This is a genomic window from Janthinobacterium sp. SUN211, from assembly GCF_030587315.1.
In the GTDB taxonomy this organism is placed as follows: Bacteria; Pseudomonadota; Gammaproteobacteria; order Burkholderiales; family Burkholderiaceae_D; genus Janthinobacterium; species Janthinobacterium kumbetense.
Genome location: NZ_JAPWIC010000009.1, coordinates 243,652 through 266,682, shown reverse-complemented (window position 1 = coordinate 266,682; position 23,031 = coordinate 243,652). Strand labels below are relative to the sequence as shown.

At 62.3% G+C, this 23,031-nt stretch carries 27 protein-coding genes and 1 rRNA gene; 20 read left to right on the top strand and 8 right to left on the bottom strand.

The annotated features are described in order from the left end of the window. Positions 1–3 precede the first annotated feature (3 nt). Positions 4–116 (top strand): 5S ribosomal RNA (gene rrf, locus O3301_RS25440). Between the two features lie 61 nt (positions 117–177). On the opposite strand, the gene O3301_RS25435 is transcribed toward rrf, so the two are convergent. The 4 genes from O3301_RS25435 to O3301_RS25420 all read right to left on the bottom strand — a co-directional run bounded on the left by O3301_RS25435 (position 178) and on the right by O3301_RS25420 (position 3,197). Then, entirely contained in the window at positions 178–522 is a 345-nt protein-coding gene (locus O3301_RS25435; protein ID WP_034749443.1) for a DUF1840 domain-containing protein, read from the bottom strand. Between the two features lie 181 nt (positions 523–703). Then, entirely contained in the window at positions 704–1,249 is a 546-nt protein-coding gene (locus O3301_RS25430; protein WP_289913548.1) for a hypothetical protein, read from the bottom strand. 64 nt (positions 1,250–1,313) lie between these two features. After that, complete coding sequence (locus tag O3301_RS25425; RefSeq protein ID WP_305057817.1) at positions 1,314–2,834, bottom strand: YifB family Mg chelatase-like AAA ATPase; 1,521 nt, start codon at positions 2,832–2,834, stop codon at positions 1,314–1,316. 114 nt (positions 2,835–2,948) lie between these two features. After that, positions 2,949–3,197, bottom strand: a complete 249-nt coding sequence (locus O3301_RS25420; protein ID WP_035824443.1) for an accessory factor UbiK family protein — start codon at positions 3,195–3,197, stop codon at positions 2,949–2,951. Between the two features lie 269 nt (positions 3,198–3,466). Between O3301_RS25420 and O3301_RS25415 the strand changes: the two genes are divergently transcribed. The 13 genes from O3301_RS25415 (at position 3,467) to O3301_RS25355 (ending at position 16,260) form a co-directional block, all read left to right on the top strand. Continuing rightward, positions 3,467–4,234 carry a TorF family putative porin gene (locus tag O3301_RS25415; protein ID WP_305057816.1) on the top strand — a complete coding sequence of 256 codons (768 nt, stop codon included), beginning with the start codon at positions 3,467–3,469 and terminating at the stop codon, positions 4,232–4,234. Between the two features lie 11 nt (positions 4,235–4,245). Further along, complete coding sequence (locus O3301_RS25410) at positions 4,246–4,584, top strand: P-II family nitrogen regulator (RefSeq protein WP_010393464.1); 339 nt, start codon at positions 4,246–4,248, stop codon at positions 4,582–4,584. An 11-nt stretch (positions 4,585–4,595) separates the two neighbouring features. Beyond that, positions 4,596–6,134, top strand: coding sequence for an ammonium transporter (locus O3301_RS25405; RefSeq protein WP_285817187.1), 1,539 nt, complete (start codon positions 4,596–4,598; stop codon positions 6,132–6,134). 204 nt (positions 6,135–6,338) lie between these two features. Then, complete coding sequence (gshA, locus tag O3301_RS25400) at positions 6,339–7,637, top strand: glutamate--cysteine ligase (protein ID WP_077399358.1); 1,299 nt, start codon at positions 6,339–6,341, stop codon at positions 7,635–7,637. 97 nt (positions 7,638–7,734) lie between these two features. Then, on the top strand, positions 7,735–8,691 hold the full coding sequence (gene gshB, locus O3301_RS25395) for a glutathione synthase (protein ID WP_305057815.1): 957 nt from the start codon (positions 7,735–7,737) through the stop codon (positions 8,689–8,691). A gap of 14 nt (positions 8,692–8,705) precedes the next feature. After that, positions 8,706–9,110: a PTS sugar transporter subunit IIA gene (locus tag O3301_RS25390; protein WP_035824452.1), complete on the top strand. Its 405-nt coding sequence runs from the start codon at positions 8,706–8,708 to the stop codon at positions 9,108–9,110. Between the two features lie 92 nt (positions 9,111–9,202). Next, positions 9,203–9,472: an HPr family phosphocarrier protein gene (locus O3301_RS25385; protein WP_034749416.1), complete on the top strand. Its 270-nt coding sequence runs from the start codon at positions 9,203–9,205 to the stop codon at positions 9,470–9,472. Positions 9,473–9,516: 44 nt separating this feature from the next. Next, positions 9,517–11,259, top strand: a complete 1,743-nt coding sequence (gene ptsP / locus O3301_RS25380) for a phosphoenolpyruvate--protein phosphotransferase (RefSeq protein WP_077408955.1) — start codon at positions 9,517–9,519, stop codon at positions 11,257–11,259. A gap of 135 nt (positions 11,260–11,394) precedes the next feature. Then, entirely contained in the window at positions 11,395–12,594 is a 1,200-nt protein-coding gene (locus O3301_RS25375; RefSeq protein WP_305057814.1) for a homoserine O-acetyltransferase, read from the top strand. After that, positions 12,591–13,202, top strand: coding sequence for a methionine biosynthesis protein MetW (metW, locus tag O3301_RS25370; protein ID WP_099665555.1), 612 nt, complete (start codon positions 12,591–12,593; stop codon positions 13,200–13,202). The genes O3301_RS25375 and metW overlap by 4 nt, the downstream gene beginning before the upstream one ends. Beyond that, complete coding sequence (locus O3301_RS25365; protein WP_289913553.1) at positions 13,202–14,461, top strand: AmpG family muropeptide MFS transporter; 1,260 nt, start codon at positions 13,202–13,204, stop codon at positions 14,459–14,461. Before metW ends, O3301_RS25365 begins: the two co-directional genes overlap by 1 nt. Next, the gene (locus O3301_RS25360) at positions 14,442–15,344 is read left to right on the top strand and encodes a M48 family metallopeptidase (RefSeq protein WP_077399370.1); all 903 of its coding nucleotides are present in this window, start codon (positions 14,442–14,444) and stop codon (positions 15,342–15,344) included. The genes O3301_RS25365 and O3301_RS25360 overlap by 20 nt, the downstream gene beginning before the upstream one ends. A gap of 1 nt (position 15,345) precedes the next feature. Next, a complete protein-coding gene (locus tag O3301_RS25355; protein WP_289913554.1) occupies positions 15,346–16,260 on the top strand; it encodes a pseudouridine synthase in 915 nt (304 codons plus the stop codon). A 6-nt stretch (positions 16,261–16,266) separates the two neighbouring features. Here O3301_RS25355 and O3301_RS25350 read toward each other — a convergent pair whose 3' ends face one another. Further along, entirely contained in the window at positions 16,267–17,043 is a 777-nt protein-coding gene (locus O3301_RS25350; protein WP_077399376.1) for an exodeoxyribonuclease III, read from the bottom strand. Between the two features lie 108 nt (positions 17,044–17,151). On the opposite strand from O3301_RS25350, the gene pyrE reads away from it, so the two are divergent. Next, positions 17,152–17,814 carry an orotate phosphoribosyltransferase gene (pyrE, locus tag O3301_RS25345; RefSeq protein ID WP_035824465.1) on the top strand — a complete coding sequence of 221 codons (663 nt, stop codon included), beginning with the start codon at positions 17,152–17,154 and terminating at the stop codon, positions 17,812–17,814. Positions 17,815–17,899: 85 nt separating this feature from the next. On the opposite strand, the gene O3301_RS25340 is transcribed toward pyrE, so the two are convergent. Both O3301_RS25340 and O3301_RS25335 read right to left on the bottom strand, forming a co-directional pair. Beyond that, complete coding sequence (locus O3301_RS25340; protein WP_305057813.1) at positions 17,900–18,139, bottom strand: GNAT family N-acetyltransferase; 240 nt, start codon at positions 18,137–18,139, stop codon at positions 17,900–17,902. Beyond that, positions 18,139–18,882: a sulfite exporter TauE/SafE family protein gene (locus O3301_RS25335; RefSeq protein ID WP_289919756.1), complete on the bottom strand. Its 744-nt coding sequence runs from the start codon at positions 18,880–18,882 to the stop codon at positions 18,139–18,141. Before O3301_RS25335 ends, O3301_RS25340 begins: the two co-directional genes overlap by 1 nt. 126 nt (positions 18,883–19,008) lie before the next feature. Here O3301_RS25335 and O3301_RS25330 point away from each other — a divergent pair, with 126 nt between their 5' ends. The 5 genes from O3301_RS25330 (at position 19,009) to O3301_RS25310 (ending at position 21,941) form a co-directional block, all read left to right on the top strand. Then, positions 19,009–19,902: a LysR substrate-binding domain-containing protein gene (locus O3301_RS25330; RefSeq protein WP_305057812.1), complete on the top strand. Its 894-nt coding sequence runs from the start codon at positions 19,009–19,011 to the stop codon at positions 19,900–19,902. Positions 19,903–19,923: 21 nt separating this feature from the next. Beyond that, complete coding sequence (locus O3301_RS25325) at positions 19,924–20,817, top strand: alpha/beta fold hydrolase (protein WP_305057811.1); 894 nt, start codon at positions 19,924–19,926, stop codon at positions 20,815–20,817. Positions 20,818–20,890: 73 nt separating this feature from the next. Continuing rightward, positions 20,891–21,082, top strand: a complete 192-nt coding sequence (locus O3301_RS25320) for a YqaE/Pmp3 family membrane protein (RefSeq protein WP_077399393.1) — start codon at positions 20,891–20,893, stop codon at positions 21,080–21,082. Positions 21,083–21,147: 65 nt separating this feature from the next. Beyond that, positions 21,148–21,612, top strand: a complete 465-nt coding sequence (locus O3301_RS25315) for a carboxypeptidase regulatory-like domain-containing protein (RefSeq protein ID WP_289900457.1) — start codon at positions 21,148–21,150, stop codon at positions 21,610–21,612. Further along, positions 21,612–21,941, top strand: coding sequence for a hypothetical protein (locus tag O3301_RS25310; RefSeq protein WP_099668255.1), 330 nt, complete (start codon positions 21,612–21,614; stop codon positions 21,939–21,941). The genes O3301_RS25315 and O3301_RS25310 overlap by 1 nt, the downstream gene beginning before the upstream one ends. Here the strand turns inward: O3301_RS25310 and O3301_RS25305 are convergent. Continuing rightward, positions 21,934–22,971: an oxidoreductase gene (locus tag O3301_RS25305; RefSeq protein WP_305057810.1), complete on the bottom strand. Its 1,038-nt coding sequence runs from the start codon at positions 22,969–22,971 to the stop codon at positions 21,934–21,936. The two genes, O3301_RS25310 and O3301_RS25305, sit on opposite strands and share 8 nt — an antisense overlap. Between the last annotated feature and the right edge of the window lie 60 nt (positions 22,972–23,031).

Below are 23,031 nucleotides of genomic sequence, written 5' to 3'. Positions count from 1 at the left end.
ATGCCTGATGACCATAGCAAGTTGGTCCCACCCCTTCCCATCCCGAACAGGACCGTGAAACAACTTTGCGCCGATGATAGTGCTGCAACCAGTGTGAAAGTAGGTTATCGTCAGGCTTGTTATATAAAAAAACCCCGCTAGGTGCGGGGTTTTTTTTCGTCTGCAGCATTCATCGGATCAGATGCCCCAGGTGATACTTTCATTTTCCGCCTTGGCCGAGCGCAGCATTTCCATCAAGGGGTAGGCGCGCTGCGAAAAATGCACTTTTTGCGCGCGCGCATGGGCGCCTGTTTCACCGTCTTCCAGCGTTTCCGGCGTATGCGCATCGTGTTCGATGTCATTTTCCGGATGCAGTTTGCTTTCCGCGACTTCTTTTTCCAGCAGGGCCAGGGCATCGCCCGCTTCCGCTGGCGTGATGACGCCGCGCGTGGGGTTCTTGTGCAGGATGTCGAGGATGCGCTGGGCATGTTCCTGGTACATCAGCACTTCTGGGGAGGATTTGGATTTGAATGAGATCAACATAAGCGCTTTCTGAAACTTGTTGTTAGTGTCGAAACAATATCACGACTTGAAATGTCGCACAGGCCGTCCGATTGCCCGGATTGCACATTTGCAAGCCGGATAGGCCCATCTGTTGGACAACGCACGTATTTACAAGAGCGTGTTTACCGTGAAAACATCCGTTTTAAGCGATCGTTAAGTCTCAATCCAGTTTCACCGAGTCCATGAACGTGTCGATGGTGTCACGCGACAACTTGCTTTCTTCACCGAGTATGATGATCTGGAAGATGTGTTTGTCCTGCGCCACAAAACGGCCGACCAGCAGGACCGGCTTGCCCTGCTGCGTTCCCGTCGCTTCGACGCTCAGCGCGCTGCGTTGATGGCTGCCGGCCGCCGTGCTGCTGGCCGTCGATGCGGATTTCTCGCTGCGCACGACACCATTGATATTTTTCAACAGGGCTGTCTGCATGGCGGGCAGGGCCGTTTGTGCCTGTTCCGCGCTGTCGAGCACGGCGCTGCCGATGGCGAAGGTATTGCCATCGACCTCGCTCGCCGTCATGGTCAAGCTGACTTTCTTGCCGTCGAGATCGATCTCGCGCGTCAGCACAGCCGGTTTGCCCGGAAACAGGGCCGTAAACTGGGCGTCGGGGCTGCGATAGTCGCGCCAGTCGAATTTCGGGCTGCAGGCGGACAGGATGCTGGCGGCCGCGAGCGTAGCCAGAAAGAGGGCAAGTGATGTTTTTTTCATCAGCAGATGGTAGCAGCGCTGCCAATCACGCGCAATCGCGCACGTGTGGGCTTCACCGCTTGCCTTATATCTCGCGCAGTACGCGCCGGTACTGGATCGCTTCGGCAACATGCGCTTGCGTGATGGCGGGGCTGCCCGCCAGGTCCGCGATACTGCGCGACACGCGCAGCACCCGGTGGTAGGTGCGCGCAGACCAGTGCAGGCGCGTCATGGCGCCATGCAACAACTGTTCGCCATGTGGTTCCAGGCGACAATGTTGTTCGATTTCTGTGTTGCTCAGCTGCTGGTTCGCTTTTCCCTGACGTGCCAACTGCAAGGCATAGGCTGCCGCTACCCGCGCGGCGATCGCTTGCGTACTTTCGCCGGCACCTGCACGTCGCCCCAGCGCCGTCGGCGGCATGGCGGCCACTTCAATCTGCAGGTCGATACGGTCGAGCAGGGGGCCCGACAGACGATTGTGATAGCGCAATACGGCGTCTGGCGTACAGCGGCAACGACCGGAAGCGTGGCCCAGATAGCCGCACGGGCAGGGATTCATGGCGGCGATCAATTGAAAACGGGCAGGAAACTCGGCCTGGCGTGCCGCGCGTGAAATGCTGATCACGCCCGATTCCATGGGCTGGCGCAGCACGTCGAGCACCCGGCGGTGGAATTCGGCAATTTCATCGAGAAACAGCACACCGCAGTGGGCCAGCGAGATTTCTCCCGGGCGCGGCACGTTGCCGCCACCCACCAGGGCCACGCCGGATGCCGTCTGGTGCGGGGCGCGATAGGGCCGCCGTTTCCAGTGTTCCACCTTGAAGTGGCTGCCCAGCGAATGCACGGCCGCCGATTCCAGCGCCTCTTCATCGCTCATGGGCGGCAGCACGCCAGGGAAGCGGCTGGCCAGCATGGTCTTGCCTGCGCCCGGTGGTCCCACCATCAGGACGTTGTGACCGCCCGCTGCCGCCACTTCCAGTGCGCGTCGTGCCTGCAGCTGCCCTTGCACGTCGGCAAAGTCGGGATAGGGAAAAGCGTGCGGTGCCAGCACGGGCTGGTGGCGTTGCAGGGCAGTCTGGCTGGCGTGCCTGGCAAAATGCGCGCAGACCTCGAGCAGGCTGTGGGCGGGATAGATGCAGGCATCGCTGACGAGAGCCGCCTCGTCCGCGTTCGCCTGCGGCAGGATGAAGGCGCGCGGCGTGCCTGACTGGCTGCGCTGCATGGCAAAGGTCATGGCCAGGGCGCCGCGGATGGGGCGCAACTGGCCAGACAGCGACAGTTCGCCCGCGAATTCATAGTGCTGTAATTGGTCGCCCGGCAACTGGCCGGAGGCAGCCAGGATGCCCAGTGCGATGGGCAAGTCGAAGCGGCCCGATTCCTTGGGCAAGTCTGCCGGCGCCAGATTGGCCGTGATGCGCCGCGCCGGCATCTCGAAGCCGCAGTTTTGCAACGCGGCACGCACGCGGTCGCGCGACTCCTTCACTTCCGTATCCGGCAGGCCGACTATCGTAAACGAAGGCAAGCCATTGGCAAGGTGGACTTCGACACTTACCTCGGGCGCCTCCATGCCGGCCAGGGCGCGGCTTTTCAGGACGGCCAGGCTCATCAGACTCCCCTGTAGCGCGGACGCGGGCAGGATCAGTCTAGCGCTTGAAAAGGTGTGAGGCTTGATGTATGCCAGCAAGGTCGCCGATTACGGCGCCCTGCGTGCAGTGGCGGTTCAGGCTTTTGGATCGTTCAGGCGCGTTTCCAGTTCGATCAGGCGCAATTCCAGTGCATCCAGTTTTGCGCGCGTCTTGGCCAGTACTTGCGCCTGGATATCGAATTCCTCGCGCGTGACGAGATCGAGGCGGGCGAAGCCCTGGGTCATCATCGATTTCACATTTTTCTCGATATCCTTGGCCGGCGAGTTTTCGATGGCTTGATGGATCTTGCCTTGCAAGTCGTTAAAGAAGGTATTCATGTCCATGGTCAGTCCTTTTATGGTGCGGCCTGTGCATCGCACCATTGCGGTGCACAGCGGCGTTAATCTGGTGCGAAACTGGGCGCTTCATTGTGCTTCAGCAGTCCGTTGCCGCATTCCTGGCCGTGTGCAGGGTATGTATGGACGGAAATGCACCTGTCAAGGTGGCAAGAGAGCTGGCACGTATTCTGCTAAAGAACGTATGAACGCTTTGTGATCTCCAGCCAAGATTTTAAACCTCAACCGCTTTAAAAGTTCAATAAAAGGGAATCGCCATGAAGAATCTGTCCAAGAACATGACTTTAGCTGCAGCGTTGACGCTGGCCATGACCGCCGTGTGCGGTAGCGCCATGGCCCAGGATGCAGTGGCGGCGCCTGTTGCGGCCGAAGCCGTACCTGATAACGTGGTGAGCTACAACGTGGCGCTGACCAGCGACTACCGTTACCGCGGCATCTCGCAAAGCCGCTTGAACCCGGCTGTCAGCGGCGGTGCCGACTACACCCATAACCCGACGGGCCTGTATGTGGGCACCTGGCTGTCGAGCATCAAATGGATCAAGGACGGCGGCGGCGATACCAACCTGGAATGGGATATCTACGGCGGCAAGCGGGGCGAGATCAGCAAGGATTTTACCTATGACGTGGGCGGCCTGTACTACTTCTACCCATCGAATGGACTGAGCACCAATGCCAACACCTTCGAGCTGTACGGCCAGCTCGGCTACGGTCCGATGTATATCAAGTACTCGCATTCGACCACCAATCTGTTCGGCGTTGCCGACAGCAAGAACAGCGGCTACCTCGACGTGGGTGCCAACGTCGAGGTGCATGATGGCTATATGTTGAACCTGCATGCGGGCCGTCAGAAGGTTGAGCACAACGATTCCCTCAGCTACAGCGATTACAAGATCGGCGTGACCAAGGACTTTGGCGTGGCGACCGTTTCCCTGGCAGCCGTCAAGGCCAATATCGATTCGATGGCACCGAATGGCAAGAATCTGGCGAAATCCGGTCTCGTGCTGACCGTGTCCAAAACCTTTTAAGCGAGACTGCCATGAAAATGATTACTGCAATCATTAAGCCGTTCAAACTGGACGAAGTACGCGAAGCTTTGTCGGCTATCAATGTGCAAGGCATTACGGTCACGGAAGTCAAGGGTTTCGGCCGCCAGAAAGGTCACACGGAACTCTACCGTGGCGCCGAGTATGTCGTTGATTTCTTGCCAAAAACCAAGATTGAAGCGGCCGTCGATGACGCCATTGTCGACCAGGCCATCGAAGCGATCGAAGGCGCCGCGCGTACCGGTAAAATCGGTGATGGCAAGATTTTCGTCTACAACCTGGAACAGGTCATCCGCATCCGTACCGGTGAAACCGGCAACGAAGCGCTCTAAGGGGAATATTGATGCATAAAAATATAACAAAATTGCTAGCCGGGATAGCCTGTCTGTGTGCGTTTGGCGTCGCCACGCCGAGCTTTGCCGATGCGCCCGCCAAGACGGAGGCTGCCACGACCGCGGCCGTTGCCGCCCCGGCCGTGACGCCCGTGCCTGACGCAGCCGCACCGGCTGCCGCCGCTCCAGCCCCGGCCGCTGCCGCGCCAGCCGCCGCGCCCGTTGCCAACAAGGGCGACACCAGTTTCATGATGATCAGCACCTTGCTGGTGATCTTGATGACGATCCCCGGCCTGGCCCTGTTCTACGGCGGCCTCGTGCGCTCGAAAAACATGCTGTCGGTGCTGATGCAAGTGTTCATGGTGTTCGCGCTGGTCATCGTGCTGTGGTGCATCTACGGTTACTCGATCGCCTTCACGGAAAAAACCGCCTTCTTCGGTGGCTTCGACCGCCTGTTCCTGAACGGCATCTGGGATCCGGCCAAGGGCACGTTTGCCGCCGCCGCCACTTTCAGCAAGGGCGTCGTCATTCCCGAGTTCGTCTTCGTCGCTTTCCAGGGCACGTTTGCCGCCATCACCTGCGCGCTGATCGTCGGCGCCTTTGCCGAGCGCGCCAAGTTTGCCGCCGTGCTGGCCTTCGTCGTGCTGTGGTTCACGTTTGCCTACCTGCCAGCGGCCCACATGGTGTGGTTCTGGACCGGTCCTGACCTGATCACCAACGCCGCCACCTCGGCCAGCGAAGCCCTGAAGGCTGGCTGGATCTGGCAAAAAGGCGCGCTGGACTTCGCCGGCGGCACCGTGGTGCACATCAACGCCGCTGTCGCCGGCCTGGTGGGCGCCATCATGATCGGCAAGCGCGTCGGTTATGGCCGCGAATCGATGGCACCGCACTCGCTGACGATGACCATGATAGGCGCGTCGCTGCTGTGGGTGGGCTGGTTCGGTTTCAATGCCGGCTCCTCGCTGGAAGCGGGCGACGTGGCGGCTTTGGCTTTCGTCAATACCTTGCTGGCAACGGCCGCCGCCACCCTGTCGTGGGTGTTTGGCGAATGGATTTCCAAGGGCAAGCCTTCCATGCTCGGTGGCGCGTCCGGCGCCGTGGCCGGCCTGGTGGCGATCACCCCGGCGGCCGGCTTTGTCGGCCCGATGGGCGGCCTGGTCATCGGCTTGCTGGCCGGTGTCGTCTGCCTGTGGGGCGTGAATGGCTTGAAACGCCTGATCGGCGCCGACGATTCGCTCGACGTATTCGGTGTGCATGGCGTGGGCGGTATCCTCGGTGCCTTGCTGACGGGTGTGTTTGCTGCACCACAACTGGGCGGCCAGGGCATCTTCGACTATGTCACCAACAAGATGTCGGCGGATCCGTACTCGATCGGCCACCAGGTGTGGGTGCAGGCGCAAGCGGTCGGCACCACCATCGTCTGGTCGGCCCTGGTTTCCCTCGTTGCCTATAAACTGGTCGACATCGTCATCGGCTTGCGCGTACCGGAAGAGGAAGAGCGCGAAGGCCTCGATATCACCAGCCACGGCGAGCAAGCGTATCATGGCTAAATAGCAATTATCTGGCATGCCAGCGCCCCGGCGCGGCATGTCCTGCTGGAAAAGGCGCCTCATTGAGGTGCCTTTTTTTCGTTATGGGAATGGAAAAGGTCTTTAAAACAAGGCTTTTGCCCCGATTTGGGGTACTTACACGGTAATATAGTCGGCAGTTCTGTGTGCTTTTTTGAATACTGCACATAATTTAAGGATGTAACTATGGTTCCCCATCTCGTCACGGCCCTGACCGGACCGCTGCTCGACCTCGAAAAAAAGATTCTGGCCGCGACGCCGGCCATTGAGCGCTGGTTTCGCATGGAGTGGCAAGAGCACACGCCGCCCTTCTATTGCTCGGTAGACTTGCGTAACGCGGGCTACAAGCTGGCGCCCGTCGATACCAATCTGTTCCCTGGCGGTTTCCACAATCTGGCGACGGAAATGCTGCCCTTGTCCGTGCAGGCGGCCATGGCCGCCATCGACAAGTATTGCCCGGATGCCCGCAACCTGCTGATCGTGCCGGAATTGCACAACACCACACCGCAGTACTTGCAGAACGTGGCGCGCCTGATGCAGATCTTCCGCCAGACGGGGCTGCATGTGCGCTTCGGTTCCTGGTCGCCCGACATCACCCAGCCGACACCGTTGGCGTTGCCAGATGGCAATATGCTCGTCATCGAGCCCCTCGTGCGCCTGAACAATGGCCGCCGCCTGGGCTTGAAGGATTTCGACCCGTGCACGATTCTGCTGAATAACGACTTGTCGGACGGCATTCCCGATATCTTGCAAAATATTCATGAGCAAAGCCTGCTGCCGCCCCTGCATGCGGGCTGGGCCTTGCGTCGCAAGAGCAACCACTACACGGCTTACGATGAAGTGGTGAAGAAATTCGGCAAGATGATCGATGTCGACCCGTGGATGCTCAATCCCTTCCACGCAAAGTGCAGCGACGTGAATTTCCAGGAAGGCGAGGGCGAAGATGCGCTGGCCGCCAGCGTCGACGTGCTGCTTGCCAAGATCCGCAAGAAATACAAGGAATACGGCATCAAGGAAAAGCCGTTTGTCATCGTCAAGCCCGATGCGGGCACGTATGGCACGGGCATCATGACGGTGCGCGACGCCAGCGAAGTGCGCGACCTGTCGCGCAAGCAGCGCGACAAGATGTCCATCGTCAAGGACGGCAAGGTTGTCACCGACGTCATCATCCAGGAAGGCGTGCCCACGTTTGAAAGCATCAAGGATGCGGTGGCCGAGCCGGTCGTCTACATGATCGACCGCTACGTGGTGGGCGGCTTCTATCGCGTGCACGCGGAAAAGGGCGTGGACCAGAACCTGAACGCGCCCGGCTCGCAGTACGTGCCGCTGGCATTTGCCCAGCAGCATGCCGTGCCGGACTTGAAGGCCAAGCCGGGCACGGCCGCGCCGAACCGCTTCTATGTGTATGGCGTGGTGGCGCGCCTGGCCTTGCTGGCCGCGTCGCTGGAAATGGAGCGCACGGACCCGAATCCCGAGGTGTATTGATCCATCCCTGTGGCTTGCTGGGCGCGGTGACTACCGCGCCTGGCGATCTCGGCTAGAATCAAGCATTCCTTATCCAGGCTCCCCGATTGGACGCACCATGAAAATTGCATTCCTTGCCGACCCGCTGGCAGGCTTCAAGACTTACAAAGATTCCACTTTCGCCATGATGCGCGAGGCGGCCAAACGCGGCCACGCCGTGTACGCGTTTGAACAGAAGGACATGGCGCTGGAAGAGGGCATCGTCACGGCACGGGTACAGCATATCGAGCTGACGGGTGACGAACACGACTGGTACAAGGTCGTCTCCACCGAAGAAGTGCGCCTGTCGACCCTGGACGCCATCATCGAGCGCAAGGACCCGCCGTTCGACATGGAGTACGTGTACGGCACGTATCTGCTGGAACTGGCGGAAAAGCAGGGCGCGCACGTCTTCAACAAGCCGTCCGCCATCCGTGACAACAATGAAAAGCTGGCCATTGCCCAGTTTTCCGAATTCACTTCGCCGACCCTGGTGACGTCGAACGAAGCGCGCCTGCGCGCTTTCCACGGCAAGCACCAGGACGTCATCTTCAAGCCGCTTGACGGCATGGGCGGCACGGGTATCTTCCGCGTCAAGGCCGACGGCCTGAACCTGGGCGCCATCATCGAGACCCTGAGCGAGAACGGCGCACAGACCATCATGGCGCAGCGGTTTATTCCCGACATCGTCAAGGGCGACAAGCGCATCCTCGTCATCGGCGGCAAGCCGGTGCCGTTTTCGCTGGCGCGCATCCCGCAGGCGGGGGAAGTGCGCGGCAACCTGGCCGCCGGCGGCACGGGCGTGGCGCAGCCATTGACGGCGCGCGACCTGGAAATCGCGGAAAAGCTGGGCCCGATCCTGGCCGCGCGTGGTCTGATGCTGGTAGGATTGGACGTAATCGGCGACTATCTGACGGAAGTCAATGTCACCAGCCCGACTTGCTTCCAGGAAATCATGCAGCAGACGGGCTTTGACGTGGCGGCCATGTTTGTCGACGCCGTCGAGCATGGCGTTGCGCAAGCGCAGCAGCGCTAGAAGGTGAAATGACTATGGTAGGGATTTTGCTCATGACACATGCACCGCTGGGACAGGCTTTCATCGCCGCCTGCGCGCATGTGTTTCGCGGGCCAACGGAACGGTTTGAAGCCATCGACGTCGTCGCCGACCAGGACCTGGCGGAAGTGCAAAAGCTGGCGTCGGACGCCATCTGCCGCCTCGACGATGGCTCCGGCGTGCTGGTGATTACCGACGTGAAGGGTGGCACGCCGTCGAACTGCTGCAACAAGCTGGCCGATGCGGGGCGGGTGGAAGTCATCGCCGGCATCAGCCTGCCGATGCTGCTGCGCGCCATCACGTATCGCCGCGACACGCTCGACGTGGTGGTGGAGATGGCGCTGGCCGGTGCGCAAAGCGGCGCCGTGCGCGTCGATAACCGCATCCGCGTGGGAGAATAAGGAAGTGCATGGCCGCCGCCCTGAAGGCGGCGGTTTTTATAGGCCAAGATTGTCATCAGCGTAGTGCATTCAGGGATAGAGACCATACAAAAATGATTCAAAGAGAACTCGAAATCATCAACAAGCTGGGATTGCACGCACGCGCCTCCGCCAAATTTACCCAGCTCGCCGCCAAGTTCAAGAGCGACGTCTGGCTGACCCGCAACGCGCGCCGCATCAACGCCAAGTCCATCATGGGCGTGATGATGCTGGCCGCCGGCAAGGGCGCGAAAGTGACCCTGGAAGCCGAGGGCGATGATGAGCAGGCATGTGTCGATGCGCTCACCGCCCTGATTAATGACAGGTTTGGCGAAGGCGAGTAATGCCCGCCGAACGCAGCCGCAGCCGCATTCCGACAGGTCACCCCATGGCATCTTTCACGCTCCACGGCATCCCGGTCTCCCGCGGCATCGCCATTGGCCGCGCGCATCTGCTGGCGCCGGCCGCCCTTGACGTCAAACACTACCTGGTCGCCCAGGAACAGATCGAAGCGGAAGTCCAGCGTTTGCAAAACGCCATCGCCGCCGTCCACAAGGAGCTGCAAACCCTGTGGAACGAGCTGCCGAAGGACGCCCCCACGGAACTGGGCGCGTTCATCGACGTGCATGCGCTGATCCTGTCGGACCCGATGATCGCCGAAGCGCCGCTCGACATCATCCGTTCGCGCCACTACAACGCCGAATGGGCGCTGTTGACGCAGATTGATGAATTATCGGCGCAGTTCGACGAAATCGAAGACCCGTATTTGCGCGAACGCAAGGCCGACATCCAGCAAGTGGCCGAACGCGTGCTGAAGGTCTTGCTGGGTACGGAACAGCTACTGCCGAAAGCGGCCGCCGACGATGAATTGCTGGCGCAGATGATCGTCGTTGCCCACGATATCTCGCCGGCCGACATGCTGCAGTTCCGCGACCGCTCCTTCATCGGCTTCATCACCGACGTGGGCGGCCAGAACTCGCACACGGCCATCGTCGCGCGCAGCCTGGATATCCCGGCCGCCGTCGGCATGTCGCAGGCGTCGATGCTGATCGAGCAGGACGACTGGCTGATCATCGACGGCGACGCGGGCGTGGTGATCGCCAACCCCAGTCCCCTGGTGCTGGAGCAGTACCGCGAGCGCCAGGTGGCCATGCAGCGCGCGCGCAAGAAGCTGGGCAAGCTGAAAAAGACGCCGGCCGTCACCAGGTGCGGCACCCCGATTACCCTGCTGGCGAATATCGAACTGCCCGAGGATTGCCCGTTCGCGCTGGAATCGGGCGCCAGCGGCGTGGGCCTGTTCCGCTCCGAATTCCTGTTCATGGGCCGCGCGCACAAGATTCCCACCGAGGACGAGCAGTTCGAGGCTTACCGCAACACGGTGCAATCGATGAAGGGGCGCGTGGTGACCATCCGCACGCTCGACATCGGCGCCGACAAGCCGCTCGACCAGTCCGACCATACGGCCTTGAATCCCGCCCTGGGCTTGCGCGCCATCCGTTACTGCCTGGCCGAGCCGCAGCTGTTCCTGACGCAGCTGCGCGCCATTTTGCGCGCTTCCGCCTTCGGCAAGGTGCGCATCCTGATTCCCATGCTGGCGCATGCGTTCGAGATCGACCAGTCGCTGGCCATGATCGCGCAAGCGAAGGCCAGCCTGCGCGAGGACGGCGTCAAGTTCGACGACGAGGTCGAAGTGGGCGCCATGATCGAGATTCCCGCCGCCGCGCTGGCCCTGCCCATGTTCGTCAAGCGCATGGACTTCCTGTCGATCGGCACGAATGATTTGATCCAGTACACGCTGGCCATCGACCGCGTCGACTATGAAGTGGCGCATTTGTACAATCCGCTGCACCCGGCCGTGCTGCAACTGATCTCCATGACGATCGCCGCCGGCCACAAGGCGGGCATCGACGTGGCCGTCTGTGGCGAGATGGCGGGCGACGTGAAGCTCACGCGCTTGCTGCTGGGCATGGGCTTGCGCGAGTTTTCCATGCATCCGGCGCAGCTGTTGGCGGTCAAGCAAGAGATACTCAACAGCGATCTTGGCCTGATTGCGCCACAAATGCGCAAAATTATGCGTTCCATGGAACCAAATGTGATCGCGGAAGCTGTCCAGCAACTGCAGCTCATGTAAACTGTCACCTTATCAGCATCAGGACACCTCGCGCGCGGCAAGAGGTGTCCTGATGCTAAAGTTGCAGCACCTATCATCGCGGTGCTGCATCGACCATGGCCCGTGGGGCCGCCCCCCTTTTATAAACCGACACACATGTCATCCATTGGAATTGTTTCGCCGCAAACCATGTATTTTGCGCAACCCTTGCAGCTGCAAAGCGGAGCATCGCTGCAAGACTATATGTTGATGTATGAAACCTACGGCACCCTGAACGCCGACAAATCGAACGCGGTGCTGGTCTGCCACGCCTTGAACGCCTCGCACCACGTGGCCGGCGTGTATGCGGACGAGCCGAAAAGCACGGGCTGGTGGGACAATATGGTGGGACCGGGCAAGCCGCTCGACACCAACAAATTCTTCGTCATCGGCGTCAACAACCTGGGTTCCTGCTTCGGTTCGACGGGCCCCATGCACACCAATCCCGCCACCGGCAAGCCGTATGGCGCCTCCTTCCCCGTCGTCACGGTGGAAGACTGGGTCAGCGCGCAGGCGCGCCTGGCCGATGAACTGGGCATCACGCAGTTCGCCGCCGTGATGGGCGGCTCGCTGGGCGGCATGCAGGCGCTGGCGTGGAGCATCATGTTCCCCGAGCGGCTGCGCCACTGCGTGGTGATCGCTTCGACGGCCAAGCTGTCGGCGCAAAATATCGCTTTCAATGACGTGGCGCGCCAGGCCATCCTGTCCGACCCCGATTACCATGGCGGCGACTTCTATGCCCACGGCGTGGTGCCGAAGAACGGCTTGCGCGTGGCGCGCATGGTGGGCCATATCACCTATCTGTCGAATGACGACATGGCCGAAAAATTCGGCCGCAAGCTGCGCGATGCGGCGCAGACGGGCGATTACAAGTTCGGCTTCGGCATCGATTTCGAGATCGAATCGTATTTGCGCTACCAGGGCGACAAATTCTCCGAATACTTCGACGCCAACACGTATCTGTTGATCACCAAGGCGCTCGATTATTTCGACCCGGCGCGCACACACGGCGGCGACCTGGCCAAGGCCCTGTCGGGCACCAAGGCCAAGTTCTTCCTCGCCTCGTTTTCCACCGACTGGCGCTTCTCGCCCGAGCGCAGCCGGGAAATTGTCGAAGCGCTCGTCTGCAACCGCCGCCAGGTCACGTATGCGGAAATCGACGCGCCGCACGGCCACGACGCCTTCCTGCTGGAAGATGCGCGCTACATGAACATGGTGCGCGCCTACTATGGCCAGGTATGGAACGACATCGGGGCGGGCTTGCCCGCTCCTGCACAGCACACCGCCGTCCGCCAGGGCGCGAAGGAGACCGCATGACTTTTGACGAATTGAGCGCGCTGCGCCCCGACCTGGCCTTCATCGCCCACTGGGTGCCGGACAACGCGCATGTGCTGGACGTGGGCTGCGGCGACGGCGTGATGCTGCAGTACCTGCAAAGCGACAAGGAGTGCAGCGGTTACGGCATCGAGATCGCCGACGACAAGGTATTGGCCAGTACTTTGCGCGGCGTCAATGTGATCCAGCAGGACATGGAAAAAGGCCTGGCCGTCTTTGGCGACAACAGCTTCGATACGGTGCTGTGCCTGTCGTCCCTGCAGATGATGAAACAGGTCGAGCCGCTGCTGCGCGATATCGTGCGCGTGGGCGCCGAAGCCATCGTCTCGTTCCCCAACTTCGCCTACTGGCCGCACCGCGTGGCATTGCTGAAAGGGCGCATGCCCGTGTCGAAATCGCTGCCCTACCAGTGGTACGACACGCCCAACGTGCGCTGCGCAACCATCAACGACTTCCGCGAACTGGCCGAGGAATGCGGCCTGGAAGTGATCGAATGCGTGGCCCTGGCCGAAGGTAAGATGGTTTCCGTGCTGCCGAACCTGCGCGGCGACCTGGCCGTCTTCCGCCTGCGTAAAAAAGCGGTGCATTGATGAGCACAAGCCCGGCGCCAGGCTGGCGTTCCTATGCCAATGGCCGCATGCTGGCCGTGCTGGTGCTGGGCTTCAGTTCCGGCCTGCCCCTGTTCATCCTGCTGTATCTGCTGCAGGCATGGCTGGCCAAGTCGGGATTGAACGTCAAGGCGCTGGGGCTGTTCGCCCTGGTGCAGTTCCCGTATATCTGGAAATTCCTGTGGGCGCCCCTGATGGACCGCTACCGCATCCTGGGCCTGGGACGCCGGCGCGGCTGGATGGCCCTGACGCAGGTGGCGCTGTTCTTTTCCATCGGCGGCATGGGCATGCTCGATCCGCTCACGCAGATCGGCCTGATCGCGGCCGCTGCCGGCGGCGTGGCCTTTCTGTCTGCCAGCCAGGATATCGTCATCGACGCCTACCGGCGCGAAATCCTCAGCGATAACGAGCAGGGCCTGGGCGCCGCCGTCATCGTCAACGCGTACAAGGTGGCGGGCATGGTGCCGGGCGCGCTGTCGCTGATCCTGGCCGACCGCATGCCGTGGCAGCCCGTGTTCTGGATCACGGCCGCCTTCATGATGCCTGGCCTCGTGTGCACCCTGCTGATCAGGGAGCCGACCGTGTATGGCTCGCCGCCGAAGACCATGCGCGAAGCGATCATCTTGCCATTCCAGGAATTCATCGCGCGCGATGGTTGGCGTAACGCAATGTGGATTCTCGCTTTCGTATTACTCTATAAAATCGGCGACAGCATGGCCACGGCGCTGGCGACGAAGTTTTACCTGGACCTGGGTTTTTCCATGACGCAGATCGGCCTGGCCGCCAATACCACGGGATTCTGGGCCAGCCTGGCCGGCGGCGTGGTGGGCGGCGTGTGGATGCTCAAGCTGGGCATCAACCGGGGCCTGTGGGTGTTTGGCGCGCTGCAGGCGATCGCGATTCTGGGATTCGCCTGGCTGGCGCAGGTGGGGCCGAACACCATGCTATTGAGCGCCGTGATCGGTTTTGAAGCTTTCGCCAGCCTGGGCCTGGGCGCGGCCGCCTTTGTCGCGTTCCTGTCGCGCACCACGGACCCGCGCTACACGGCCACGCAATATGCGCTGTTTTCCAGCCTGAGCGCCGTGCCGCGCACCCTGATCAATGCCTCGGTGGGCTTCCTGGTCGCCGAGCTGGGCTGGTTCTCGTTTTTCATCGTGTGCTTCTTCCTGGCCTTCCCGGCCATGATGATGCTGCCTAAAATCGCTCCATGGAGGTCTGCCAATGGCACCAATATCCCTTAAACGTTACACCGTCCTGGCCAGCCTGTGCGCGGTCACGGCGCTGGCGCCCCTGTCCGTCTACGCCCAGCAGGCGACGGTACAGGATGGCATCAAGGTGCGTCCCTTGTCGACGTCGCGCATCTTTGCCGGCGGCACCGATTTCAATGCGGAATCGAAGCAGCAATATACGCAGCTGGTCAACGAAGCGAAGGAAAAAAATGCGCTGGTGCCGGACAGCGATCCGCAAGTGAAACGCCTGCGCGCCATCGCCCAGCGCATCATTCCGTTCGCCACGCGCTGGAACGATGCGGCGGCCAACTGGAACTGGCAGATCAACCTGCTCAACTCGGACGAGGTCAACGCCTTTTGCATGCCGGGCGGGCAAATCGCTTTTTACAGCGGGATCATCACCAAACTGAACCTGACCGACGATGAAGTGGCCGTCGTCATGGGCCATGAAATTTCGCACGCCTTGCGCGAACACTCGCAAGCGCAGGCTGGCAAGGGCAACCTGGCCGCCGTCGGCTCGAAGCTGGTGGGCGCCGGCCTGTCAGCCTGGCTCGGCGTCGACCCGAATCTGACCAGCACCGCCACGAACATGGCGGCCAAGGGCGTGATGCTGAAGTTTTCGCGCGACGATGAGCGCGAAGCGGACCTGATCGGCATGGACCTGGCCGCGCGCGCCGGTTTCGATCCGCGCGCCGGTGTGGTGCTGTGGCAGAAGATGGCTGCCGTGAGCGCGGGCGCGCCGCCGGAATTCCTCTCGACTCACCCGTCGGGCAAGGACCGCATCTCGCAGATGAACAGCCACATGGCGCAAGTGCTGCCCCTGTACGCGCGCAGCAAGGGCGTCAGCGTGGACGCCTTGCCGCCGTACCGCAGCAACGCCATCGCGCAGCGCTAGGATGTCTGTACGCAGTCCCGGCAACAAGCCGGCAGCGGCGCCGTTGCCCATGCGCGACGGCGTGGCGCCCAGCTACCTGTGGCTGCCGGAAGGGCAGTGGCCCGACATGCTGGCGTTTCTGCTCGAGCGCTATCCGCAGATCAGCGCCGCGCAATGGCGGGACCGCATGGCGCGCGGCGAAGTGGTCAACGGCGACGGTGCGGTGCTGGGCCCTGGCAGCGCCTACAAGCGCGGCATGCGCATTTTTTACTACCGCGAGCTGGAGCGGGAAACGCCTATCCCCTTCCAGGAAGAGATCCTGTTCCAGGATGAACACCTGGTGGTGGTCGACAAGCCGCACTTCCTGCCCATGACGCCGGCCGGACGCTTCGTGCAGGAGACCCTGCTGACGCGCCTGAAGAAAACCCTGGACTGCGCCGACCTGACGCCGATCCACCGTCTCGACCGCGAGACGGCTGGCGTGGTGATTTTTTCGCGCCAGGTGGCCAGTCGCGGCGCCTATCAATCGCTGTTCCAGCGCCGCGAAGTGCGCAAGACGTACGAGGCGCTGGCGCCACGTCTGGATGGCCGCGATTTTCCATTTACCTACCGCAGCCGCATGGTCGAGGGCGAGCAGTTTTTCCTCATGCGCGAGGAGGCGGGCGAGCCGAACTCGGAAACCGTCATCGACGTGATCGAGGAGCGCGGCGATGTGAGCCTGTACCGGCTGCAGCCGCACACGGGGCGCAAGCATCAGCTGCGCGTGCACCTTGCCTCGCTGGGCATCCCCATCGTCAATGACGCGTTTTATCCGGTGGCCCTGCCGTGCAAGGAAGACGATATGTCGCAGCCCTTGCAGTTGCTGGCGCGTGCGATCGATTTCACGGACCCGTTGAGCGGCGCGCCGCGCCATTTTGAAAGCCGGCGCAGCCTGTAGCGGCGCTTACGCCTTGAGCGTGTAGTCGATGATCAGCGGCGCGTGGTCGGAGAAGCGCTCGTCCTTGTAGACGCTGACCGTATGCGCCTGGGCCGCGATGCCGGGCGTGGCGACGTGGTAGTCGATGCGCCAGCCCACGTTCTTCGCGTAGGCTTGTCCGCGGTTGCTCCACCACGTGTACTGGTCTTCGCGCTTGTCCAGGCCGCGGTGTACGTCGACAAAGCCCACTTCGTCGAAGACGCGCGTCAGCCAGGCGCGCTCTTCCGGCAGGAAGCCGGAATTTTTCTTGTTGCCCTTCCAGTTCTTCAGGTCGATTTCGTGGTGGGCGATGTTCCAGTCGCCGCAGATGACGACTTCGCGTCCCAGCGCCTTCAATTCCAGCAGGTGCGGCAGGAACAGTTCCATGAAGCGGAACTTGGCTTCCTGGCGCTCCGGGCCGGACGAACCGGACGGGCAGTACACGGAAATGACGGAAAGGTTGCCAAAATCACAGCGCACGTAGCGGCCTTCGGCGTCGAATTCAGGGCTGCCGAAGCCGATATGCACGGCGTCTGGTTCGACCTTGCTGTACACGCCCGTGCCCGAATAGCCTTTTTTCTCGGCATAGTGGAAATGGCCATGATAGCCGTGCGGGTTGAGGAATTCCGGCGTCATGTCGGGCAGTTGCGCCTTCAATTCCTGCACGCAGATGAAATCGGCCGTTTGCGTGCCCATCCAGTTGAAAAAGCCTTTTTTGGCGGCGGAACGGATGCCGTTCAGGTTGGCGGAGATAATTTTTGGCATAGGTCTAGAGTGAAAGGGCGCTGGACGGGGCCGGCGGGCGCGGCATGGCGATTGTCTCGCCGGTGCGCGCGGATTAAAATACAGGCACTTTTAAAAAATGAGGCTAATGTGAATAATTTACGCCAGCAGTTTATCGCGTTTTCAGTATCCAAGGGAGTCTTGCGGTTTGGCGAGTTCACCACCAAGGCCGGACGCCAGTCGCCGTACTTCTTCAATGCGGGCCTGTTCCATGACGGCGCCACCTTGGCCGAGCTGGCGCAGTTCTACGCGCAGACCCTGCTCGATTCGGGCGTGGAATTCGACATGCTGTTCGGTCCCGCCTACAAGGGCATCACCCTGGCCTCGGCCACCGCCGTGGCGCTGGCTGGCAAGGGCCGCAACACTTCGTTCGCCTTCAACCGCAAGGAAGCCAAGGACCATGGCGAAGGCGGCACCATCGTCGGCGCCAAATTGCATGGCAAAGTCGTCATCATTGACGATGTGATCTCGGCCGGCACCTCGGTGCGCGAATCGGTGGACATGATCCGCGCCGCCGGCGCCGAGCCATGCGCCGTGCTGATCGCCCTGGACCGCATGGAGCGTTCGGGCCCCGATGGCCAGCTGTCGCCAAGTTCGGCGGTGCAGGAAGTGTCGAAACAGTACGGCATTCCAGTCATCTCGATCGGCAACCTGGACGACTTGTTCGGCTACCTGAATGGCGCGGGCGCCGATCCGGAACTGCTGAAGCACAAGGAAGCCGTATCCGCCTACCGCACCCGCTACGGGATTTAAAGCGCCTATGGCGGCGTTGCAGCGCGTTGTCGCACTAGCGTGCTGTCTGCCGCGCTGCGCCTTGCCCTGAGCACTTTAAATCGCACTACTTTTCCAGCAGCGCCCGCAGCCGCGGGTCGCTGCAGGCGGCGCTGGCCTGCGGATGGCATTGCAATAACCGCCGCAGCAGTGCGCCGCCGATGCCGCGCCGGCGGAACGGCGGTTTCACGAACAGCATGTTCACCGTCACTTCGTTCGCGCACTTGCTGATGTCGAGCATGGCCACCTGCTGGCCGTCGATCCACGCGCACAGCGCGCTGTCCCCTTGCCAGTCTATCTGCATCATCACGCCAGCCATGGTTTGAGCGCCGCATGCAAACCCAGGGCGAACAGGCCGATAAAAAAGCATCGCTTGAATACTGGCTGCGCGATGCGCCCGCGCAGCCATTGACCGGCCAGCATGCCGGCCAGCGCCGGCAGCAGCGCATACGCCGACGCGCCGGCCGCACCGAGACTGAAGTCGCCGTGAAGGGCTAGGCTGGCCGCCAGCGCCACGGTCGACGCCGTAAACGCCAGGCCCAGCGCCTGCACCAGCGCATCGCGCGCCAGCCCCAGTCCCTGCAGATACGGCACGGCGGGGATGACGAAGACACCCGTGGCGGCCGTCACCAGTCCCGTTACCGCGCCTGCCACGGGCCCCAGCCACGCTTCGTGCCGCGTCGGCACGCGCAGCTGCAGCGAGAACAGGCCCGCCAGCGCATACAGCATCAGCGCCACGCCCAGCGCGACGATGGCCCAGGCCCCGCTGTCGGCCGGCAGCAGGGCGCCGCCCGCCAGGGTGCCCGCCATGACGCTGGCCAGCAGGGGCCACAGGCGCCGCAGCAGGGCGCGCAGGCCCGGGCCTGCGGCCAACTGCCATACGTTCGTCACCATCGACGGCACGATCAGCAGGGCGGCCGCCTGCACGGGCGGCATGACGAGGCTGAGCGTGCCCATGGCCACCGTCGGCAGCCCCAGGCCGACTACGCCCTTGACGAAGCCAGCGACGAGGAAGCTGGCGCCAACAGCCAGCAGAAATGACGTCTCCATCTTTTTCATCCCACAGTGATTTTGCGTGGATTCTGCGCGCGCTTGCGGATTTCGCCAAGGTGGATTATTTTGAGTCAGCCTCTGTAAAATACGAAGGCTGATAAGATGGCGAAAAGGAGAGCCGCCATGCGCTTTGATCTGGTCGATTTGCAGCTGTTTGTCAACGTGGTGGAGGCGGGCAGCCTGACGGCGGGCGCCGCGCGCAGTAACCTGGCGCTGGCCTCAAGCAGTGCGCGCGTGCGCGGCATGGAAGAGATGCTGGGCATGCCCTTGCTGCTGCGCGGGCGGCGCGGCGTGGAGCCGACCCCCGTGGGCCAGACCTTGCTGCATCACGCGCGCCTCGTTTTACTGCAAATGGAGAAAATGCGGGGCGAGCTTGGTGAGTTTGCGCGCGGCTTGAAAGGGCAGTTACGGCTGCTGTGCAATACGGCGGCGCTCAGCGAATTCCTGCCCGAGGCGCTCGGCGCTTTTCTCGACCGCCATCCGAATCTGACCATCGACCTGGAAGAGCGCCTCAGTTACGATATCGTCAAGGCTGTCTCGGAAGGGCTGGCCGACATGGGCATCGTGTCCGACTCGGTCGATATGCGCGGCTTGCAGACGTTTTTGTTTCGCCCCGACCGCCTGGTGGTCATCGCGGCGGCCGACGGCGTGCACCACCGCGCGTTGGGTCAGGATGGTGTCGTCGCGTTTTCCACGCTGCTGGATCACGATTTCATCGGGCTGGCCGACGACAGCGCGATGCAGCAGTACCTGGGCATGCATGCGGCGCGCCTGGGGCGTCCATTGAAGGTGCGCGTGCGCCTGCGCAGCTTCGATGCCGTGTGCCGCATGGTGGCCAGCGGCGTGGGCATCAGCGTGGTGCCGCTGGCGGCTGCCAGCCGCTGCCAGCAGACGATGGCGCTGCGCTGCCTGGAATTATCCGATCCCTGGTCGGTACGCAATCTGACGATTTGCGTGCGCCAGTTCAGTGAATTACCCCTGTATGCGCGCCAGTTGATCGATCACCTGAAGGCGTGACAGGGCATGACAGGAGCAGCGATGCGTTTTTCAGAAGACAAGATGGCCAGCCTGCGGTGCAGCGATCAGGTCGAGCGGCCCATCCACATCTGGCAGCCGCCAGGGCCGCAACAGCCACGTGCCGTGATCCTGGCGATCCACGGCGGCATGGCGCATGCGGGCGATTACGTCACGCCGGCGCTGACCTTCCGCCAGCACGGCATCGCCACCGTCAGCTTCGACATGGTGGGCCACGATGGCCAGCGCAAGGTCGATATCCCATCGTTCGAGGCTTTCCTCGACGACGAAGAGCTGTTCCTCGCCTGGGTCAAGCAGGCGTATCCGGGTGTACCGATTTTCGTCATGGGCCACTCCATGGGCGGCCTGATCGCCACGCATCTGGGGCTGCGGCGCTTTGCGGGCGACCCGGCCATCAAGGGTTTTGTCATCTCATCGCCGTATTACGTGAATGCGATTCCCGTGCCGAAGGTGCTGCAAATGCTGTCGGGCTGGCTGGCGCAGCGCTTCCCCACGATGAAGGTACCGCTGGGGAATCTGACCATGCTGCTCACGCACGACCAGACCATCACCGCGCGCCATTTCCAGGATGAGCGCGACGGCATCCGCGCCAGCGCAGCGTCGGTGCGTTTCGCCCACGCGCTGACGTCGGCGCAAAAGGAATTGGCGGGAGGCTTGTCGGGCTGGCGTTTCCCCCTGTTTGCCGTGGTGGCCGGTGACGACAAGCTGGCCGACAGCCGCGCCACGGAGAGCATGCTGCGCAGCGTGCCCGATGGCTTGCTCGATTATCACTACTATCCGGCCAATTATCACGAGAATTTCAATGAACTGAACCGCGAGGAGATATTCGCCGCCATCCTGGCGTGGATGGAAAAACAACTGGCACCCGCGCCGCGTGAGGCGCAGCTATCGTTATAATCAGGTCAATGGATTTTACCGCCGCATGCCGGCCCGGTCCCCGCGGCGCAGGGGAATAGTGAAGGAACGAACGATGCGCTTGCTGATTGCCCTGATATTCCCGTGGCTGACCTTTTTCACGATCGGCCGTCCGATCGCCGGCATCATTTGCCTGATCCTGCAAATCACCTTGATCGGCTGGCTGCCAGCGACGATCTGGGCCGTATATGCGCTGAGCCAGTTCAAGACGGACCAGAAGATCGCCGAGGCCATGCGCCGGCGTTGATGGTTTCCTAAGTCCTGCCTAAGCTGCGCTTCCTATCTTGATTCAACCGACACGAGGAGAGTGAGATGGCATCAAACAGACGCGGTACCCTGGGCTTGGCGGCGGCAATGCTGGCCGCCGGGCTGTTGCTGGGAAGTGCGGCGCAGGCGCAAACGGATAACGCACTGCCGCCCGTGCAGAAGAGCGGGGCGGTGGAGTACCTGAGCGGCGGCATCGGCCTCGACGAGTCGACGGCCATCAAGAGCGCCAGCCGGCATTGGCCATTGAGCCTGGTGTTTTCCGTGCAGGCGGCAGGCAAGGCGGAATTTGCCTCCGACGTGAAGCTGCAGATCAGCGATGCCAAGGGGATGTCGGTGCTGGAAACGACGGCCAGCGGACCGTTCCTGCTGGCGAAACTGCCGCCGGGCAGCTACCGCTTGCGCGCCACCCTGGCCGGCAAGACGTTGGAACGCAAGGTGCAGGTCAAGGCGGGCAGCTCCGCGCGCGTGGAGCTGGTCTGGCCGGCGGGAACGAATCAGGGCCGGCCTTGATGCCGGGCGATGGCAAGGCGCCCGAGCGGGGCGTGCCGGCGCGCGGTTTGTCTGCCCATATCCTGCCCACGTCGGCGACGATGGTCGGCGTATGCATGACGGTGCTGTCGATCGGCCACCTGGCGCCGCGCGGCGAGGTGCGCGTGGCGATCGACAAGCTGCTGGCCGTCGATGCCATCGTCTTTCTCGTCAGCGCCGTGCTTTCGTTCATGTCGCTGCGCCCCGGCCAGTCGCGCTTGCGCTACGAATGGTGGGGCGAACTGCTGTTCATTTGCGGCCTGGCCCTGTTGGCGCTGGGCGCCGTGGTGCTGGCCTTCGTCATCAACTGACCTTGAGTACGCGCCCTTCGGTGGCGCTTTGCAGCGCCAGTTCGATCAGACGTATCGTCGCCGCCGCATCTTCGGCTGCCACGGGCGCCGGTGCGCCGTGGCGGATGGCGTCGGCCATGCCCTGGTAAAAGTCCTGGTAGCGGCCCGCTTGCATCTCGAGGTGTTCGAAATGGCCGTCCGGCTGCGTGCCCAGGTGCAGGGCGCCGCGCACGGGATCCACGCCCCAGCCGGGCTGGCCCGGCCTGCCGCCTGCCTTCAGGGCGTCTTCCTGCGGGTCGAGGCCAAACTTCACAAAACTGCCTTTGTCGCCATGCACGGCGAAGCGCGCCGTCGGCGCCTTTACCAGGCAACCCGCTTGCAGCACCACGCGCAGCCGGTCGTAGTACAGCACAAGGTGCATATAATCTACAGCCTGCGCGCCGTCGCGCTGCAGGGTGATATCGGCGTACAGTTTTTCCGGCTGGCCGAACAGCTGCATGGCCTGGTCCAGCATGTGCGGACCCAGGTCGTACAGCAAGCCGCCGCCCGGTGCGCCAGACTCGCGCCAGCGCTGGCGGATCTCGGGGCGGAAACGGTCGAAATGCGATTCGACGCTGGCGATGCGCCCCAGGGTACCCTGCGCCAGCAGCGTTTTGAGGGTCAGGAAGTCGCCATCCCAGCGCCGGTTGTGATACACGCTGAGCACCAGCTTGCGTTCCTTCGCCACGGCGATCAGGGTTTGCGCCTCGGCGCTGGAAATCGTGAATGGCTTGTCGACCACCACGTGCTTGCCCGCCTGCAGGGCCGCCAGCGCCAGGCTGAAATGCGCTTCGTTGGGGGCGGCAATGACGACCAGCTCGATGGCCGCATCGGCAAACAGTTGCGCGGGATCGGCATACACGGTCGCGTGCGGCCAATCCTTGTGCACGAGCTCCGGTTTGCTGGAAGCGACGGCGGCCAGTTCCAGGGCCTCGATGGTGGACAGCACGGGCGCGTGGAAGGTGGAGCCGGCAAAGCCGTAGCCGACCAGGCCGGTTTTGATCTTGTTCATGGCGTATTCACAGGTGCGTGGAAGAATCCATGATCATACCCGCAAGCGGGCGGCGGCATC